Consider the following 17,326-nt stretch of genomic DNA (forward strand, 5'->3'; position numbering starts at 1 on the left):
GTCGCAAGGCAAGCGGCTTACTGGCCGCGCGCTTCGCGCTGCGCACGTATCTCGGCGCGCATTTGCTTGTGGCGGGCTTGCATTTCGGCCGTGGTCACCATGCCGTCGCCATCGGTGTCGGTCTTGGCGAACTGCTGGGCAACCGCTGCGTCGAACTCGGCGCGGGTTACGGCCTGGTCACCATCGGCATCTGCGTAGCGGAGCATGTGCATGCCGCCGCCGCGATGCCCGCGCTTGCCGCCGCGGCGACCTTCATGGCCGCGGCGGCCGCGATCGCCGCGCGCTTCGTGCATAGCCTGCATTTCGTCCTGGCTGAGGCCGCCGGAATTGTCGGTATCGGCGTTTGCGAGGCGCTCTGCCATGCGGGCTTCGCGCTGTTCGGCGCGCGCCTCGCGGCGTTCATCGCGGCGTTCCATGCTCGCTTCGCGCATGGCCTTCATCTCGGCCTGCGTGACTTCGCCATCGCCATCCGCATCGGCCTTGGCGAACATCGCCATGTGACGCGCGCCGCGGTCTTCGGCATTGACGACGCCATCGCCGTTGACGTCCATCTTCGTGAACATCTCGGCGGCGTGGGCGGTCATTTCCGTTGCGGTAATCACGCCGTCGCCATCGGCGTCGGGCGAATGCTTGCCGCCGTGGTTGTGCGCGAGGGCAACGGTGCCCGTCAGCGCCAGCGCGGCGGCGGAAAGGGTAAGGGCGGTCTTTTTCATCTCGGTATCTCCATGTGATCTGGAGAGCTGCGACGGTCCGTCGGGAGGGAGGGGGAAAACAGGATCGTCCCGCCGCAACTCATGAAACCGGTTCTACCGATCCCGTGTCGCAGCTTTATGCCGAAAACGCGGGGAATTGTAACGGATTGTCGCAAAGCGGGCGAACCGTTCATCCGCGTGCAAAGCTAGCGCGGGCGGTGCTGCGTCCCCTCGCCCGCCGTGACGAAGATTGCCGTCGCGCGGCTCGGGACATCGGCGATATGCCAGACGCCGGGCGGGTTGATTGCGTATTCACCGGCTGTCAGCGTGACGCTTTCGCGCCGGCCATCGGGAAATACCTGGTGGAGGAGCATCTCGCCCTCGGTGCAGATCACCAGTTCGTCGCCCAGTGGGTGCATCTCCCATGCCGGCCAGTCTTCCTCGAAAGTGTGCTGGCTGACCAGACGCCCCTCGCGCCCATCGGCCGCGTGCCGCGCGCCATAGGCTTCGTACCATTCCATTCCATCGAAGGGAGGCTGGGGTACGGCGGTCGCGCCGAGCCCCAGATGGACGAAGCTATCGGAAAGACGGCGCGGGCCGGTCACGAGAGGCAGCCCGGCATCAGTCCACCTTTTCCATCAGGAAGGCGTTGAGCTTGTTGCCATCGGGATCGCGGAAATAGGCCGCGTAGAACAGCACGCCGTTCGCATCCGGTTCGCCGCGGGGGCCAGGTGCGCCTTCGTCGCTCCCGCCATTGGCTAGCGCGATATCGTAGATCCGCTGGACCTGTTCGCGATCCTTCGCCTCGAGCGCGACCATCACTCCGTTGCCGACCGTCGCCGCATTGCCGTCGAACGGCTTGGTGAGGCCGATACCCGCCCCCCCGCTTGGCTCGCCCCAGGCGATAAATTCGTCGAATTCCATCATCCGGCCCACGCCCAGTTCGCCGCAGACGGCATCGTAGAATTTGGCCGACCGCTCGCGGTCGTTGGTGCCCAGTGTAACGTATCCGATCATGCGCCTTACTCCTTGAAAACGACTCGCGACCGAAAGAACATTACGTGAACAACGTAGCTCCTACAAGGGGCGGCACGCGTGCTCGAGCCAGGCGAGGTCTTCGCCTTCGAGCTGCGGCGCGAGGATTTCGTGGGTCTTCGCGTGATAGGTGTTCCACCACTCAATCTCGCGAGCCGTCAGGAGGTCCTTGTCGACCAGCCTGCGGTCGAGCGGGACGTGGGTGAGCGTTTCAAAGGTGAGGTACTTGCCCTCGCTGCCCTCGATCTTGGCGTCGACCACCAGCACGAGGTTCTCGATCCGGATGCCGAATTCGCCCGGCTTGTAATAGCCCGGCTCGTTCGAAAGGATCATGCCTTCGCGCAGCGGAGTCTCGGTTCCGGGGAATGCGCCGCCGGGCTTGGAAATGCGCTGCGGGCCTTCGTGGACGGAGAGATAGCTGCCGACGCCGTGGCCGGTGCCGTGGCCATAGTCCACGCCTGCCTGCCACAGGTGCATCCGCGCCAGGGCGTCGAGCGCACCGCCGCTGGTCTTGTCGGGGAAGCGGGCGAGGTCGAGCTCGATATGGCCCTTCAGTACCCGCGTGTTGCGGTCGATCATTTCGGCCGTCGGCTCGCCCGGCCCGACCCAGACGGTGCGGGTGATGTCGGTCGTGCCGTCTGGATACTGGCCACCCGAATCGCACAGATAGATGCTGGAGGGCGGGATCGGGATGTTGCTGTCCTCGTCCACCTTGTAATGCGGCAGCGCGGCATGGCCGGCGGCGGCGCTGATGGTGTCGAAGCTGGTGTCCTTCATGTCCGGGCTGAGACCGCGGAATTCGCGCAGCTTGGCCGCCGCGGTCAGTTCGTCGACCGTGCCGGAATGAGCGTTCTCCTCGATCCAGCGGAGGTATTTGACCACGGCCGCCCCGTCACGCGCCTGCGCATCGCGGTGGCCCTGCTGTTCGGCCGGGTTCTTGATCGCCTTGGGCAGGACTGCCGGATCGGCATCGCGCACGACCGTTGCCCCGCCCTGTTCGAGCGCGTGGAAGATGCCTGCCACCGCGTGCTCGGGATCGACCGCGATGGTCTTGCCCTTGAGATCCGCCAGCGCAGGTTCGAACTCGGCACGGTCGCGCACGCGCACGGCGTTGCCGAAATGCTTGGTGAGTTCGGGCGTGACCTTTTCCTGCGCGATGAAAAGCTCCGCCGTGCCGTCCGCATGGGCGAGCACGTAGGAGAGCGCGACAGGCGTGTTGTCGACGTCCTTGCCGCGCATGTTCAGCACCCATGCCACCGAATCGAGCGCGGTGATGACAGTGGCGTCATAGCCTTCCTGCTTCAGCCAGTCGGCGATCTCGGCGCGCTTGTCGGCGCTGGAGCGACCGGCGAATTTGTCGTCATGCGGCACGGCCTCGGCCAGCGAGGGTTGCGGACGGTCCGCCCAGACCGCGTCGATGGGATTGCCGTCGACCGGCACCAGTTCGATGCCCTTCTTGGCGAACAGCCTGGTCGCTTCCTCGGCCCAATCGACGCCGTGCAGCCATGCGTCGTAACCGATCTTCGCGCCCTTGGGCGCATGCTCGGCCAGCCACTTGGCGGGCGAGGTCGCGGGCACATCCTCATAGTAGAAAAGCTTGCCGTCAACCTGCTCGCGCACCTGCACGGTGTAGCGGCCATCGGTGAACATCGCCGCCTTGTCCTTCAACACCGCCGCGCTGCCCGCGCTGCCGCCGAAACCGGTCAGCCAGTTCAGGCGCTGGGCGTATGAGCCGACATATTCGCTCATGTGCTCGTCGGAAATGGGGATGACGAAGCCGTCGAGGCCGCGGTTGCCGAGTTCGGTGCGCAGGGCGTCGAGACGGGCTTCATGGGTCTGCATAAGCATGGGCGGAAAATCCTTTCATCGGGGCCGCTCGGCATTTGGGCGATGCGGCGCTTGCCGGGACGCCGGGTCCCGCATAATCACCCTTCCCCAATAGGAGCTTGCGGCCGCTCTTTCCAGCTTTGTGCCGCCCAAGAAGGGATCGCCCGTGACTTTCATTCGACTGGCCGCATGCCTATCTGCCGCATCGCTGGCGCTTGGCGCGCCTCTCCACGCCCAGGAAAACGAAGGGACATCCGTGACTGCACCGACCTCGCCGCCGACCGCCGAGAAGCGCGACTATTCCTATTCGCACCACGGAATCTCGATCGCCGATCCCTATCACTGGATGAAGGACCAGAGCTATCCGACCATCGACGATGAGGACGTGCTCGAGCACCTGAAGGCCGAGAACGCCTGGTTCGAAGCGCGCATGGAGCCGCAGCAGGCGCTGGTCGACGAGCTCTACGAAGAGATGAAGGCGCGGGTGAAGCAGGACGATTCCACTGTCCCGCAGAAGGATGGCGACTGGCTCTACTGGTCCGAATTCGAAGAGGGCAAGGAATACCGCAAATATTACCGCAAGCCTGTTGCAGGCGGAGAAGCGCAGCTGATCCTCGACGAGAACGAGCTCGCCGAGGGGCATGAGTATTTCCGCCTCGGCGCATTCTCCGTGTCGAAAAACGGGCGGTACCTCGCCTATTCCAGCGACACCAATGGGTCCGAGCGTTTCACAGCGCGGTTCAAGGATCTCGAGACGGGCGAAATGTTGCCCGACGAGATTCCCGGCACGCTGACCGGCCTCACCTGGGTGATGGACGACAAGGCGGTGGTCTACGGCCTCGCCAACGAGCAATGGCGCGTCCACGATGCGACGTTGCACGTCCTTGGCACACCTGTGGCCGAGGATGTCGAACTTTATCGCGAGACCGAAAACGACGGCTTCCGCGTCGGCGCAGGCCTCTCGGCGCAGGAAGACTGGCTCGTCATCGCGGTCGGCGACAGCGAAACGAGCGAAGTGCGCCTCGTGCGCGCCGACGATCCGACCGGCGAGCAGATCCTCGTCGCCACCCGCCAGACTGGACGCGAATACGATGTCGATCTGCGCGACGGCACGCTCTACATCCATACCAACGACAATCACCTGAACTTCCGTCTCGCCACGGCGAGCCTCGACAAACCGGGCGAATGGACCACGCTGATCGCCGGATCGGACGAATTCTACCTCTCCGATTTCGAGCTGTTCAAGGATTTCTACGTCACCGAAGGCCGCCTGCGCGGATTGGACCAGATCCAGCTGCGCAGCTACGCCGATCCCAATCTCGTGAAGCCCGTTGCCTTCACCGAAGCTAGCTTTTCGACCGGTCTTGCGAGCAATCCCGAATACGACACGCAGAAACTGCGTCTGGCCTATGAGAGCATGGTCACGCCAAATTCCGTTTATGACTACCATGTGGGAAGCGGCGAACTGGAATTGCTCAAGCAGCAGGAAATCCCGAGCGGCTACGACGCGAACCGCTACACGGTCGAACGTATCGAGATTGCCGCGCGCGACGGGACCATGGTCCCCGTCTCGATCGTGAGCCGCAAGGACCGCAAACAGGGCGGCCCGCTGCATCTCTACGCCTACGGCGCCTACGGTTTTGCCTATCCGCCGAATTTCTCGACCACGCGCCTCAGCCTCGTCGATCGCGGCTTCGCTTTCGCCATCGCCCATATCCGCGGCGGCGACGATCTGGGCCGCAACTGGTATCTGCAGGGCAAGCTCAACGAGCGCACCAACACCTTCAACGATTTCGTCGATGTCGCGAAGGGCCTGATTGCCAAGGGCTACACCGAGCAGGGCAAGATCAGCGCCAGCGGCGGGTCTGCCGGCGGCGAGTTGATGGGCGTCGTGCTCAACACCAATTCCGAACTCTGGGGCGCGGTGGTGGCGCACGTGCCCTTCGTCGACGTGCTTAACACGATGCTCGACAAGGACCTGCCGCTCACCCCGGGCGAGTGGCCGGAATGGGGCAACCCGATCGAGAGCAAGCAGGCTTTCGCCTATATCCTCTCCTACAGCCCCTACGACCAGGTGGTGGCGCAGGATTATCCGCCAATGCTGGTAACCGCCGGCCTCAACGATCCGCGCGTAACCTATTGGGAACCCGCAAAGTGGGTCGCCAAACTGCGCGAGCTGAAGACCGACGACCATGAGTTGCTGCTCAAGACAAACATGGGCGCAGGCCATGGCGGCAAGTCCGGCCGCTTCGCCTCGATCTACGAAGTCGCCGAGGAATATGCCTTCATTCTGTGGCAGATGGGCCTGACCGAGTGAGCGCACGCTTTACGCAAGAATTCACTGCGCTGCCCGAGCACATCGACGAGCTCGGGCACGTCAACAACACGGTCTGGGTCCGCTGGATCCAGGACCTTGCCACCGCGCATTGGGCGGACACGGCGCGGCCCGAAGATGCGGAGCAATTCTTCTGGGTCGTGTCCCGCCACGAGATCGATTATCGCGGCAATGTCTCCGAGGGCGAGACGGTCAGCGGCGAGACATGGATCGAAGGGGAGCCGCGCGGCGCCACCTCGATCCGGCGGGTCGATTTTAGCAACCAGGCAGGCAAAGTGATCGTTTCGGCGGCCACGACCTGGGCCATGCTCAACCGGGAAAGCCAGCGGCTGGTCCGCGTGCGCGAGGACGTGCTCGCGCCGTTTCGGGACTGACCGTCGCCCTCAGGCCGCGACGCGTTGGATCGACGAAGCCGGTTTGATCGGGTCGTCGAATTTGCCGAAATGGGCCTGGTTCCGCCCGGCGCATTTGGCGGCGTAGAGGAGGTGATCGGCCCGCGCGTAGAGCGTCGGGAAGTCGATCAGCTGGCCATCTTCCGTCTCGCTGAAATCGACGAAGCCCATGCTTGCCGTCACCGGACGCTGCAATTCGTCGACCTCTGCCATGATGCGCGCGGTCATGGCCTTGCGGCGAACATCCGCATGACCGGCCACATCGTCGCCGCGCAGCAAGAGAATGAACTCCTCGCCTCCGATGCGGAAGGCGGCAAGGTCGGCGTCGTCCCCGGGACTAAGCGCCCAAGCCGCACTGCGGATGACACGGTCGCCCACCGGATGGCCGTAAATATCGTTGATCGACTTGAAATGATCGAGGTCGACCACGGCCATGGCGTGGAAGCCCTGCCGCACCAGTTCGGGATAATGCGCCTCGAGGGCGCGGCGATTGCGCAATCCAGTCAGTTCGTCGAGCTCGCTAAGCATTTCGAGATCACGCGCCGCGCTGACGGCGCGGTCGCGTTCGCGGCGGATCATCATGAAGCGGTCCGCCACGGCCAGCGCGGTCGCTACCACTTCGAAGAGAAGCGCGAAGTTCTGCGGCCATGTTTCGTCGAAGGCCAGCAGCGATTCGAACAAGTAGACATTGATAGTCTGCGCCAGCACGATGAGGAAGAGCGGCGCGATTCCGTAGAAGAGATAGGGCGCCACACGGCTTCCTTGCCTGCGCGCGGTATGGAGCAGGAAGAAGTAGGCTGCGAAGATGCAAACCAGCACGCCGAAATAATAATGGTCGATCCACAGGTCGAACCATTCCATCTTGAACGTCGTAACGAGCCCGTTCGCCAGCGTGGCGGCGGACAACACCAGTAACCAGCGGCGGTAGCGACGCGGCAACCGTCCGTCTTCGATGAAGTGGTAGGCAAATAGGAACGTCGCCGCGATCATCACGTCAAGGCTGAGATAGGTGATGTTGAGTTCGGTCATGTATGAGACTGGCAGCAACATCGGCAGCAGCCCGGATACGGCCGCGGTCTGTACGACCGCCATCAGGCAGAAGAGTGCGTGGAACAGCGGGAAGGGTTCGCGCAACGCCTTGTAGTAGACGAGGTCGAAAATTACCGGGGCCAGCAGCAACCCGCACAGGATCGCGGCGAAGATGTGGAGATAGCCCGCTACAGGCGGCACCTTCGCCTTATGGGACAGCTTCGCGGCGACAAAGCTTTCCGGAAACCACCCGCCCTCGTGAATGAAGACCACTGCCTTCGTTTGGGCGGCAAGATCGGGCAATTCGACCATAGCCTTGAGGCTTGATGCGCCGAGCTTTAGCTCATCGAAGGCAAACTCGCGCGAGATCGTGCTGCCATCGACCCCCTCCAACAGCACGACAAGCCGCTTGAACTCGTAGCGGTCGAAATTGGCAAAACGCGGGTCGGCCGCCGTTCCGGTTGCCCCTGTGAGATCGTGCCGAATGATGTGGCGTTCGGCGTCCCAGTCGAATTCGGCCCCTTCGCAGGTCCACTTGGAGGGGTCCTGCGCCGCGTCCTTGTAAGACACGCTCGAAGTCACCGAAATGTGGCAAACCGATCCGGGCGCGAAACTTGCGTTTGGTTGCACCTGAGCTTGGACCCGATTGGGGACAAGCGAAAGCATCGCGCAAAGCACGATCAGGGTCGCAGCGCGCCAGATGGCGAACCGCGACACGAGATTGCTGACCCGTCCCATCGGACGCGACAATAGCGCCTAAAACGTAAAAGGCCCGTTAAAATTCATCCCGCCCGAAAACGGCGGGATTCAGCCGTTCAGCACGTCGGAAACCGGGCGATAGTCATAACCCAGTTCGCGCGCGACCGCTTCGTAGGTCACTTCGCCCCGATGGACATTGAGTCCTTCGGCCAAATGCGGGTCCGCGTCCAGCGCGTCCTTCCATCCCATGCGCGCGATGCGCAGCGCGTGAGGCAGGGTCACGTTGTTGAGCGCATAGGTACTGGTGCGCGCCACGGCGCCCGGCATGTTGGCGACGCAGTAATGCACGATGTCGTCGACCACATAGGTCGGCTCGGCGTGGGTGGTCGGACGCGAGGTCTCGAAGCAGCCGCCCTGGTCGATCGCGACGTCGACGAGCACGGCGCCGGTCTGCATGTCCCTGAGCATCTCACGCGTGACGAGCTTGGGCGCCGACGCACCCGGGATCAGCACCGCGCCGATCACGAGATCCGCGCCGCACACGGCATCATAGAGGTTCGCCTGGTTCGAGAAGCGCGTCGAGGCGCGGCTCTCGAAATGCGTGCCGACCTTTTCCAGCACTTCGGGATCACGGTCGAGGATGGTCACATCCGCGCCCAGCCCGGCGGCCATCTGGGCCGCGTTGAAACCGACGACACCGCCGCCGATCACCACGACCTTGCCCGGCATCACGCCCGGTACGCCGCCAAGCAGCACACCGCGGCCGCCATGCGCCTTTTCGAGCGCGGTCGCACCCGCCTGCACGCTCATGCGTCCTGCTACCTGGCTCATGGGCTTGAGCAGCGGCAGCTGGCCGCGCGGGCCGGTGACGGTCTCGTAAGCGATTGCCGTCACGCCGCTCTCGACGAGGTCCTTGGTCTGCGGGGCATCGGGTGCAAGGTGGAGGTAGGTGTAGAGGATCTGGCCTTCGCGCAACTTCTTGCGCTCGACTTCCTGCGGTTCCTTGACCTTCACCACCATCGCGCATTCGGCGAAAATCTCGTCCGGCGTATCGACGATTTTCGCGCCGGCCGCGACATACTGGTCGTCGGTCGCGTCGATGCCGCTTCCGGCCTGCGTTTCGATCCAGACCTCGTTGCCCTGGCTGATCAGTTCCTTCGCGCTCTCCGGCGTGAGGCCGACGCGATATTCGTGGTTCTTGATTTCCTTAGGGCAACCGATGCGCATGATGCGTAACTCCTTCTCTGGGGAAGGCCGTTACAAGTGAAACTTTTAGCTCGCAAGCACTGCAGGCCCATGCGCAAGCTTATTGCGGCAGACTGGCCCAGCCGATCACGATCCGATCTCCGCCGGCGCTCTCGACTTGCGAAATCGCTACTCCCGCTGCCTGAAGACGCGCTGCGAGAGCGGCTGTCGGCTCTTCCGGGCCGCGCAAGACCATTGGCAGGCCGATTCGCCGGGCCGCCCATGTCACAGTTGCTTCGGCCGCCTGGCCGGCTGCGTCCGGACCTTCCTCGTCCAGCGTGATCGCGGGAAGCGGTTGTGCTGGCGGGCGAAGGGCCACGGTCCAGCCGGGCGTCTTGCCGGCGACACGGCGTTCCAGTTCGCGATAGCCTTCGAGCGAGAGGCCCGGCAACGGCGTCGCATCGGCCGAGAGGCGGCGGGTGTCGCGGTCGAGCATGACATCGCCGCGTTCCACGCCTGCGGCCATGGCCATGCGCTGCACCATGTTGGCAATCTGCCGCTCGGTAGCCGCGGCTTGTTCGGCGGCACGGGCGCGCGCGAGCTCGGCCTGCTCCGCCGCTCCCGGATCGGCGCCGACGCGGAATTGCTCGACGCTAACCGTTACGTCGCGTCCCAGCCGCTCGCGGAGGGCGCGGGTGAGGTCGGCATTGGCCTCGGTGTCGAAATCGGGCGTGAACACGGTCGCTGTGATCGCCAGCGGTTCGCTGTCCCAGTCGATCGCCTGTTCGCTGATCCGCGCGCGCTCGCCGAATTCGGACTGGATGACGTTTTTCACGATACGCTGCGAATTCGATTCCCAAGCGATCTGGCGCAGCGAGAGACCGAGCGGGATCGCCAGAGCGATGAAGATGAAGAAGATGCCGACGTTCTGGAACCAGCCCTGTCTGCTGGAAAGCGTGGTGCGGAAGCCGTACAGGCGCGCCATGACCGTTGCGGTCAGCGCGATGGTCAGGAAGTTGGTGAAGAAAAGGCCTAAGGCGCCAAAGAAGACGGTCCAATTAAACGTGGCAAGGCCGAAGCCAACGACGGCCAGCGGCGGCATAAGGGCGGTTGCGATGGCGACGCCCACAATACTCCCCTCACGTCCGCGGATCATGGCGTAGGAACCGGCGATGGAGGAAAAGAGCGCGACCATCAGGTCGAACAGGTTCGGCCGCGTGCGCGCCGCGATTTCCTCGGTCACCGTCTGGAGCGGGGATACGAGTACGATAAGCGCGGCAAACAGCACGGCGGCCACGCTGCCCAGCGCGAGCGACTTGACGCTGATCTTGAGCCACTTCTGCTTGCCGGTCGCGAGTGCAAAGCCGACGCCGAGGATCGGGCTCATCAGCGGCGACAGGAGCATGGCCCCGATCACGACTGCCGGAGAGGACAGCAGCAGGCCGAGGATCGCAATCCCCGCCGACATCATGATCATCAAGATGTAGCGGGGTGTCGTGGGACACTCGGTTGCGATCTTGGCGACGACCTCCCTGTGATCGACCCCAGCTCGCACGTTATCGCGCCAGTAGCGGCGGAAAGGTGCAATTGCTCTGCCAATAGGCGAGAAGACCCAGCGCGCGGCGCGTTCGGCCTCTTCATCGGGGGGAAGGGTGGCGGTGCTTGCGTTCATGGCGCTCCCCTAGATGGGATTGCCGTCCTGGTCGCGGTATATTTCGCGGCGGCCCACATGGTTCGCAGGACCGACGAGGCCCTCGCTTTCCATGCGCTCGATCCACTTGGCGGCGGTGTTGTAGCCCACGCCCATCTGGCGCTGGAGCCAGCTTCCGCTCGCCTTCTGGTTCTCGATCACGATCTGGCAGGCCTGGCGGTACTTGCGCTCTTCGGGATTATCGGAGGCGGTGAACTCGTCCTCGAAATTGAAGCCGCCGTCTTCGGGTTCCTCCGTCACAGCGTCGACGTAATCGGGCTTGCCCTGTTCGCGCCAGTGATCGGCCACGCGCTCGACTTCCTCGTCGGCCACGAAGGGGCCGTGGACGCGGACCATGGCGCCGGTGTTCGGCTTGTAGAGCATGTCGCCCTTGCCCAGCAGCTGCTCGGCGCCCTGCTCGCCGAGAATCGTGCGGCTGTCGATGCGGCTCGTCACCTTAAAGCTGATGCGGGTGGGCAGGTTGGCCTTAATGACGCCGGTGATGACGTCGACCGAGGGGCGCTGCGTCGCCATGATCAGGTGAATGCCCGCGGCACGGCTCTTTTGCGACAGGCGCTGAATCAGAACCTCGATTTCCTTGCCGACGGTGACCATGAGGTCGGCCAGTTCATCGACGATCAGGACGATGAGCGGCAGCGGTTCGTAATCGAGCTGCTCTTCCTCGTACAATTCCTCGCCGGTCTCAGGGTCGAAGCCGGTCTGAACGCGGCGGCCGAGTGGTTTGCCCTTCTCGATCGCCTTTTTCACCTTCTCGTTGAAGCCCGCGATATTACGCGAGTTCACGCTCGACATCATGCGATAGCGCTTCTCCATCTCCTCGACCGCCCATTTCAGGGCGCGGACCGACTTGGCCGGTTCGGTCACCACGGGGCTGAGGAGATGCGGGATGTCGTCGTAGGTTTTCAGCTCGAGAACCTTGGGATCGATCAGGATCAGGCGGCACTCGTCCGGCGTGAAACGGTAGAGCAGCGACAACAGGATCGCGTTGAGGCCGACCGACTTGCCCGAACCGGTCGTACCGGCGACGAGCAAATGCGGCATGGCGGCCAGGTCGGCGATGATTGGCTCGCCCGCGATGTCCTTGCCGAGGATCATTGGCAGGCTGCCGCCATGGTCGACGAAGGCGCTGGAGGTCGCCAATTCCTTGTAACTGACCATCTGGCGATCGGCGTTGGGCAATTCGATGCCGATCACGGTCTTGCCGGGGATGGGCGAGACGCGCGCGCTGATCGCGCTCATGTTGCGGGCGATGTCTTCGGCAAGGCCAACCACACGGCTAGCCTTGATCCCGGGTGCGGGTTCCAGCTCGTACATGGTAACGACGGGGCCCGCGCGCACGGCGGTGATCTCGCCCTTCACGTTGAAATCGTCGAGCACGTTTTCGAGCAGGCGCGCGTTGCGTTCGAGCGCGATCTTGTCGAGCTTGGCCGCCTTCTGCTCGGGTTGGTCGTCAAGCAGGTCGGTGCTGGGCAGCTGGAAATTGGCGAACATGTCGCGTTGCTTGGCCTTGGCCGGGCTGGAGCGCACGGGCGCTGCCACCGGGTCGGCAATCTCGGGCGACCGACGCGCGGTGCGTGCAGGCGCGTCCTCGTCCTCGTCGTCTTCGGGCAGGGCGCGCTTGGCGCGCTTCTGCTTCTTGGGCGCTAGCGGTAGGTCGATGTCGGACAGCTGCGGTCGGCGTTTGAGTATCTCGGGAAACGTGAAGAACTGCGCCCAGTCGAGCGCGAAGACCTTGGTCACCAGCGCCAGCCCACCGCCGAGCGCGACAAGGCCGAGCGCGGCGATGATCCAGCCGGAGAAGTCGCCGCCAAAACGCGTCGCCACCGCCTCGACCCCGCCTGCGCCGAGCAGCCCGGCGGTTCCTCCGCCTCCAGCAGGAAAAGGCCCAGGGCTGCCAGCGAACAACAGGGATATTACTGTCCCGAGGAGGAGCATTGCCAACAACAGAAACGCGAACGGGCGCCACCATTTGCCGGGAGTTTCCTCTTCGTCCGGATCCTCGACGCCGGTCCAGAGTCGCCGCGCAGAAATCCAGAGCAATGGGAGCAGAAGCAGCGCGGGCAAGCCGAACCAGAGATAGGCCTGGTCCGAAATCCACGCACCGCTCGCCCCCATCCAATTGGAAATGTCGGTCCCGGCTGCGGCGGTCGAAGCGCTGGGGTCGGTCTGCGTATAGCTGGCCAGAGCGAGCGCGAGGAACAGCATGAGTGCAAAGAGCGCCCCAGCCCCCGCCATATGCGTCGCGCGCCGCAGCGAGCGGCGGAAAGCCGCCCGCCAATCGGGTTTGGCGCCTGCGCGCGTGGCCATTCGATAATTCCCTTCTACCGTCTTGAGGCCAGTATGAATCCTCGGGGAGTCTGCCGTCAAGCGACCTTCGTCGAAGCGAGTCCGTCGATCGCGCCCCAGCGGGGCCAGTCGAGTTCGTCTGCGCGGGCGCGGTTCATGCCGCCCAACGCGATCACAGGAACCGGCGATTGCTGCGCGAGGACACGGAAGCCCATGACACCGAGCATAGGCGCACCCGGATGCGAACGGGTGGGGAAGACCGGTGAGAGGAAGATACCGTCGGCTCCGGCGGCGAGCGCGGTGTCGATCTCGTCGCCGTTGTGGCCGGTTGCGAGTTTCAGCCCTGCACCCCAGCATTCCGGTGGTCCGTAGTGGCCATCCGCGCCCCAGTCGCCCGCTCCGGAAAGGATCACCACTTGATTGCAGGCGCGTGCAATGGCGGCCAGCGCCTCGAACCGTTCGCGCCGTGCGGCTTCGGACAGATGGTAGTGCCGGAAGACGAAGCCCGAACCCTGCGGCAGGTTGCGCAAGGCACTCTCCAGTCCCGCATCGTTGCGGTCGTCGGAGAGCAGCCACAGCAGGGGAAGGGTCTGGCGATTGGTCACGCTTGCGCTATAGCGCGCCGCCATGGAAAAGGCAGGCTCTCCGCTCGAACAGGTCCGCAGCTCTATCGCGCAGGCGTGCAATCGCGCCCGCCGCGATCCCGGTGACATTACGCTGGTGGCCATAAGTAAACGCCACACGGCCGCGACGATCGAACCCCTCCTGATCGAGGGCCACCGCCATTTCGGCGAGAACCGCGTGCAGGAAGCGGCGGAAAAATGGCCGGCGCTGCGCGAAGCCCATCCTGCAGTGCAGCTTCATCTCGTTGGCCAGCTGCAATCGAACAAGGCCGAGGAAGCCGCCGCGCTGTTCGATGTCATCCATTCGCTCGACCGGCCGAGCCTCGTGAAGGCCTTGGCCAAGGCCTTCGACAAGACCGGCCGCCTCGTGCCGTGTTTCGTGCAGGTCGATGTCGGCGACGAACCGCAGAAAGGCGGTTGCCCGGTGGGCGACCTGCCCGCCTTGCTCACGCAGGCACGCGATGCCGATATTCCACTGGCCGGACTGATGTGCCTGCCGCCTGCCGATATCGAACCGGCACCCTTCTTCGCTTTCCTCGACAAGCTTGCCCGCGATCACGGCCTCGAAGGTCGGAGTATGGGCATGAGCGGCGATTACGAGACCGCGATCATGCTGGGTGCGACGCATATCCGTGTCGGCACCGCGCTGTTCGGCGAACGTCCCGCCTGAACGCCACAGCCTTCAATCTGCTGACAGATCGCACAAAAAAGGGGCGCCCGAAGGCGCCCCTTATCTTTGTGCGCTGATGCGCGCGATCAGAACTCGGCGCGCACGGTGACGCCGTAAGTCCGCGGCTCGGCGAGGAAGGCCGAATAGGTCTGCTGCGGCGCGATGAAGGGCGTGTTGAAGGCCACCTGCGTGTAGTCGGTATCGAAGGCGTTCTGCACCCAGCCTTCAATGGCGAAACGATCGGCGATGTTGGTAAGGCCGATGCGGCCGTTCACGACCACGAAGCTGTCCTGTTCCTTGCCGTAGAGAAGGTCCGAACCGGTGTTGTAATCCCCGGTCATGCGGGCGTTGACGAACAGCAGGCCCTTCATGCCCGACCCGCCGATGTTCGGCGTCCAGGTAAAGGACGTTGTGCCGACCCAGGCCGGCGCGTTCGACAGATTGTCGCCTGGCAGCAGGCGCAGCGCCGGATCGAGCGGATCGCCCTGATCGCTGCCGACGAGATCGTCGGCATAACGCGTGTTGGCATGGGTGACACCCAGCGTCATGTTGACGTTTCGGGTCGGGCTCAGCGAAGCTTCGAACTCGAAGCCTTCAGAGACCACGCCTGGCGTTACATCGCCTGCATCGCAGGCGCCGGTGGTGGCGCTCGCATCGCGGTCGAGGTCATTCAGATCCGTACCGCAGCCGTTGATGTTTTGCACCAGGAAGACCGAACCGTTGAAGGTGTTCAACTGGAAATTGCTGAACTCCTGCCGGAACGCGGTCAGGCCGAGGCTCCACTGGCGGTTCGAATACTTCATGCCGATTTCGTAGGCGTCGACGGTTTCCTCATCGAACTGCAGCGATGCAGGGTCGATGTTGGCGACGTTGAAGGTCACCGGATTGCCCAGCGCCGAACGGTCGAGGTTGAAACCGCCCGCCTTGTAGCCGCGCGAGTAGGAGGTGTAGACCATCAGGTCATCGACCGGCTTCCAGCTAAGGATGGCCGTGCCGGTGAACTCGTCCTCGTCACGGCTGTCGGCAATCGTAACTCCGTCGAGTTCTGCGGTCGAGTTGCCCTGGCATGACAGCGCGATGATGCCGCCCGCCAGACCCGCCAGCGGCGTGGCCAGCAGGTCGCCAACGAGCGCCCGGTTGGTCGGACAGATCGTGTTGTCGTTCGAGAAGCTCGCATCGAAATCCTTGGTTTCGCTGGTGTAGCGAAGGCCCAGGGTGAGATCGAGGCGATCGGTGAGATGGACAATATTGTGCGTGAAAACCGCGAAGTTTTCGCTCGTCTGATTGTATTGGTCGCCCGTGCCTCCAACGTCGCTCACCATGGCGAGATTGTCGAGGCCTGCGAGGATCAGCGGCGTGGCTGGGCCGAACGCCGGATCGCCGACGGTCCCGTCGAGAAACGCGCGGGCCGGGCCAAGGCAATCGTCCGCACCAGGCGCGAGGAGCGCCGGGTTCACGGCAATGACGAGACGGCAATTCACGAAGCGTCCGTAATCCTCGCCGAAGCGCAGATTGTCACGGGTTTCGAGCTTCTCATTGGCGTAGTAGGCGCCGACGAGCCAGTCGAGGCGATCACCGAACGCTTCGCCGTTGAGGCGCAGTTCCTGCGTGAAGGTCTTGAACTCACGCGCGCCCGCATCATCGCCCGGCGCGCGGTAGAGGATGTCCACCTGCGTGTAGTCGGTGTCCGAAGCCTGCGTGTTGAAATACTCGCGATATCCCGTGATCGAGGTCAGGTTTGCACCGCCCAGATCCCAGTTCAGTTCGCCCGAGACACCGTAATCCTCGGTTTCACCGGCATAGCTGCGGCCTTGGGTGACATAGATGTCGCGATCATAGGTCGACTGGGTGAAAGCGCGCGGATCCTGGCCAAGGCCAAGCAGCACGTTGACGATGGGATTGCCGGTGCTGGCCAGCGCTGGCGAGCCCGTCTCGGGCCGTGCGAAGGGATCGAAGCCGGGCGACACACGCGCAAGCGGAGCCACCTCGGGCTGGACGAAGGTCGCGGCGCAGCACGCCTCATCCTTCTTCGAATAATCGCCGACAAGACGGAAGCTGATATCATCGTTCGGCTCGAACAGGGCCTGTGCGCGCACGAGATAGCGGTCGCGGTTGTTGACGTCGGTGTCGTTGACGACATCGTTGTAGAAACCGTCACGCTGGAACCAGACGCCATCGATACGCGCAGCGACAGTATCGCCCAACGGCGCGTTTACACCGCCTTCGATGCGCAAGGCGTCGAAATTGCCATAGGTAAAGTCGGCATATCCGCCGAAATCAAATTCCGGTTCCGCGGTATAGATCGAGATCATCCCGGCAGAGGAGTTACGGCCCCCCAGCGTACCCTGCGGGCCGCGCAGGATTTCGATGCGTTCAAGCGGGCCAAGCTCGCTCAGCGCGTTACCCGAACGCGAGCGGTAGACGCCGTCGACGAAGACCGCGACCGAGCTTTCGAGGCCGGGGTTGTCGCCAACCGTACCAATGCCGCGAATACGGGCCGAGCCGTTGGCTTCGTTGCCGGTCGAGGAGACGAGCAGCGATGGCGCGACCTGGTTCAGTTCGCGAATGTCGCTGGTGCCGGAGTTCTCGAGGGTTTCGGAGGAAACGGCCGAGATTGCGACCGGCACGTCGGCCAGGTTCTGCGCGCGGCCCTGCGCGGTCACGACGATGACCGGCGTAGTATCGTCGACATCGGCGTTGTCGACCATGTCGCCTTCATCAGCGACTTCTTGGGCCATGGCGGCCTGCGGAAGCATGGTGAAACCGGCGCCGAGAATGGCAAGCGTGCGCAACGAAAGCGTAGTTTTCCTCATGGGAAACCCTCTCCTCTGATTAACTCTCT

At 63.7% G+C, this 17,326-nt stretch carries 13 protein-coding genes; 3 read left to right on the forward strand and 10 right to left on the reverse strand.

Annotated elements, in window-relative coordinates; all coding sequences use genetic code 11:
- Positions 1-17: 17 nt before the first annotated feature.
- The 4 genes from ED21_RS14625 to ED21_RS04085 form a co-directional block, all read right to left on the reverse strand.
- Positions 18-713 carry an EF-hand domain-containing protein gene (locus tag ED21_RS14625; RefSeq protein WP_006832568.1) on the reverse strand — a complete coding sequence of 232 codons (696 nt, stop codon included), beginning with the start codon at positions 711-713 and terminating at the stop codon, positions 18-20.
- 185 nt (positions 714-898) lie between these two features.
- Positions 899-1,297: a cupin domain-containing protein gene (locus ED21_RS04075; RefSeq protein ID WP_006832569.1), complete on the reverse strand. Its 399-nt coding sequence runs from the start codon at positions 1,295-1,297 to the stop codon at positions 899-901.
- Between the two features lie 16 nt (positions 1,298-1,313).
- The gene (locus ED21_RS04080) at positions 1,314-1,709 is read right to left on the reverse strand and encodes a VOC family protein (protein ID WP_006832570.1); all 396 of its coding nucleotides are present in this window, start codon (positions 1,707-1,709) and stop codon (positions 1,314-1,316) included.
- 60 nt (positions 1,710-1,769) lie between these two features.
- Positions 1,770-3,575, reverse strand: coding sequence for an aminopeptidase P family protein (locus tag ED21_RS04085; RefSeq protein ID WP_006832571.1), 1,806 nt, complete (start codon positions 3,573-3,575; stop codon positions 1,770-1,772).
- 121 nt (positions 3,576-3,696) lie between these two features.
- Between ED21_RS04085 and ED21_RS04090 the strand changes: the two genes are divergently transcribed.
- Both ED21_RS04090 and ED21_RS04095 read left to right on the forward strand, forming a co-directional pair.
- Positions 3,697-5,871 (forward strand): S9 family peptidase, encoded by a 2,175-nt coding sequence (locus ED21_RS04090; protein WP_006832572.1) that lies wholly within the window; start codon positions 3,697-3,699, stop codon positions 5,869-5,871.
- A complete protein-coding gene (locus ED21_RS04095; RefSeq protein WP_006832573.1) occupies positions 5,868-6,263 on the forward strand; it encodes a thioesterase family protein in 396 nt (131 codons plus the stop codon). Before ED21_RS04090 ends, ED21_RS04095 begins: the two co-directional genes overlap by 4 nt.
- A 9-nt stretch (positions 6,264-6,272) precedes the next feature.
- On the opposite strand, the gene ED21_RS04100 is transcribed toward ED21_RS04095, so the two are convergent.
- The 5 genes from ED21_RS04100 to ED21_RS04120 all read right to left on the reverse strand — a co-directional run bounded on the left by ED21_RS04100 (position 6,273) and on the right by ED21_RS04120 (position 13,820).
- Entirely contained in the window at positions 6,273-7,880 is a 1,608-nt protein-coding gene (locus ED21_RS04100) for a diguanylate cyclase (protein ID WP_198005811.1), read from the reverse strand.
- A 237-nt stretch (positions 7,881-8,117) separates the two neighbouring features.
- Positions 8,118-9,236, reverse strand: coding sequence for an alanine dehydrogenase (ald, locus tag ED21_RS04105; RefSeq protein ID WP_006832575.1), 1,119 nt, complete (start codon positions 9,234-9,236; stop codon positions 8,118-8,120).
- Positions 9,237-9,315: 79 nt separating this feature from the next.
- Positions 9,316-10,866, reverse strand: coding sequence for a TIGR00341 family protein (locus tag ED21_RS04110; RefSeq protein WP_006832576.1), 1,551 nt, complete (start codon positions 10,864-10,866; stop codon positions 9,316-9,318).
- 9 nt (positions 10,867-10,875) lie between these two features.
- On the reverse strand, positions 10,876-13,212 hold the full coding sequence (locus tag ED21_RS04115) for a DNA translocase FtsK 4TM domain-containing protein (RefSeq protein ID WP_006832577.1): 2,337 nt from the start codon (positions 13,210-13,212) through the stop codon (positions 10,876-10,878).
- A 56-nt stretch (positions 13,213-13,268) separates the two neighbouring features.
- Positions 13,269-13,820, reverse strand: coding sequence for a thiamine phosphate synthase (locus ED21_RS04120; RefSeq protein ID WP_006832578.1), 552 nt, complete (start codon positions 13,818-13,820; stop codon positions 13,269-13,271).
- On the opposite strand from ED21_RS04120, the gene ED21_RS04125 reads away from it, so the two are divergent.
- On the forward strand, positions 13,819-14,484 hold the full coding sequence (locus ED21_RS04125) for a YggS family pyridoxal phosphate-dependent enzyme (RefSeq protein ID WP_006832579.1): 666 nt from the start codon (positions 13,819-13,821) through the stop codon (positions 14,482-14,484). The genes ED21_RS04120 and ED21_RS04125 overlap by 2 nt on opposite strands.
- An 86-nt stretch (positions 14,485-14,570) precedes the next feature.
- On the opposite strand, the gene ED21_RS04130 is transcribed toward ED21_RS04125, so the two are convergent.
- Positions 14,571-17,297, reverse strand: a complete 2,727-nt coding sequence (locus tag ED21_RS04130) for a TonB-dependent receptor domain-containing protein (RefSeq protein ID WP_083800363.1) — start codon at positions 17,295-17,297, stop codon at positions 14,571-14,573.
- Positions 17,298-17,326 lie beyond the last annotated feature (29 nt).

Source organism: Erythrobacter sp. SD-21 (assembly GCF_000181515.1).
In the GTDB taxonomy this organism is placed as follows: Bacteria; Pseudomonadota; Alphaproteobacteria; order Sphingomonadales; family Sphingomonadaceae; genus Qipengyuania.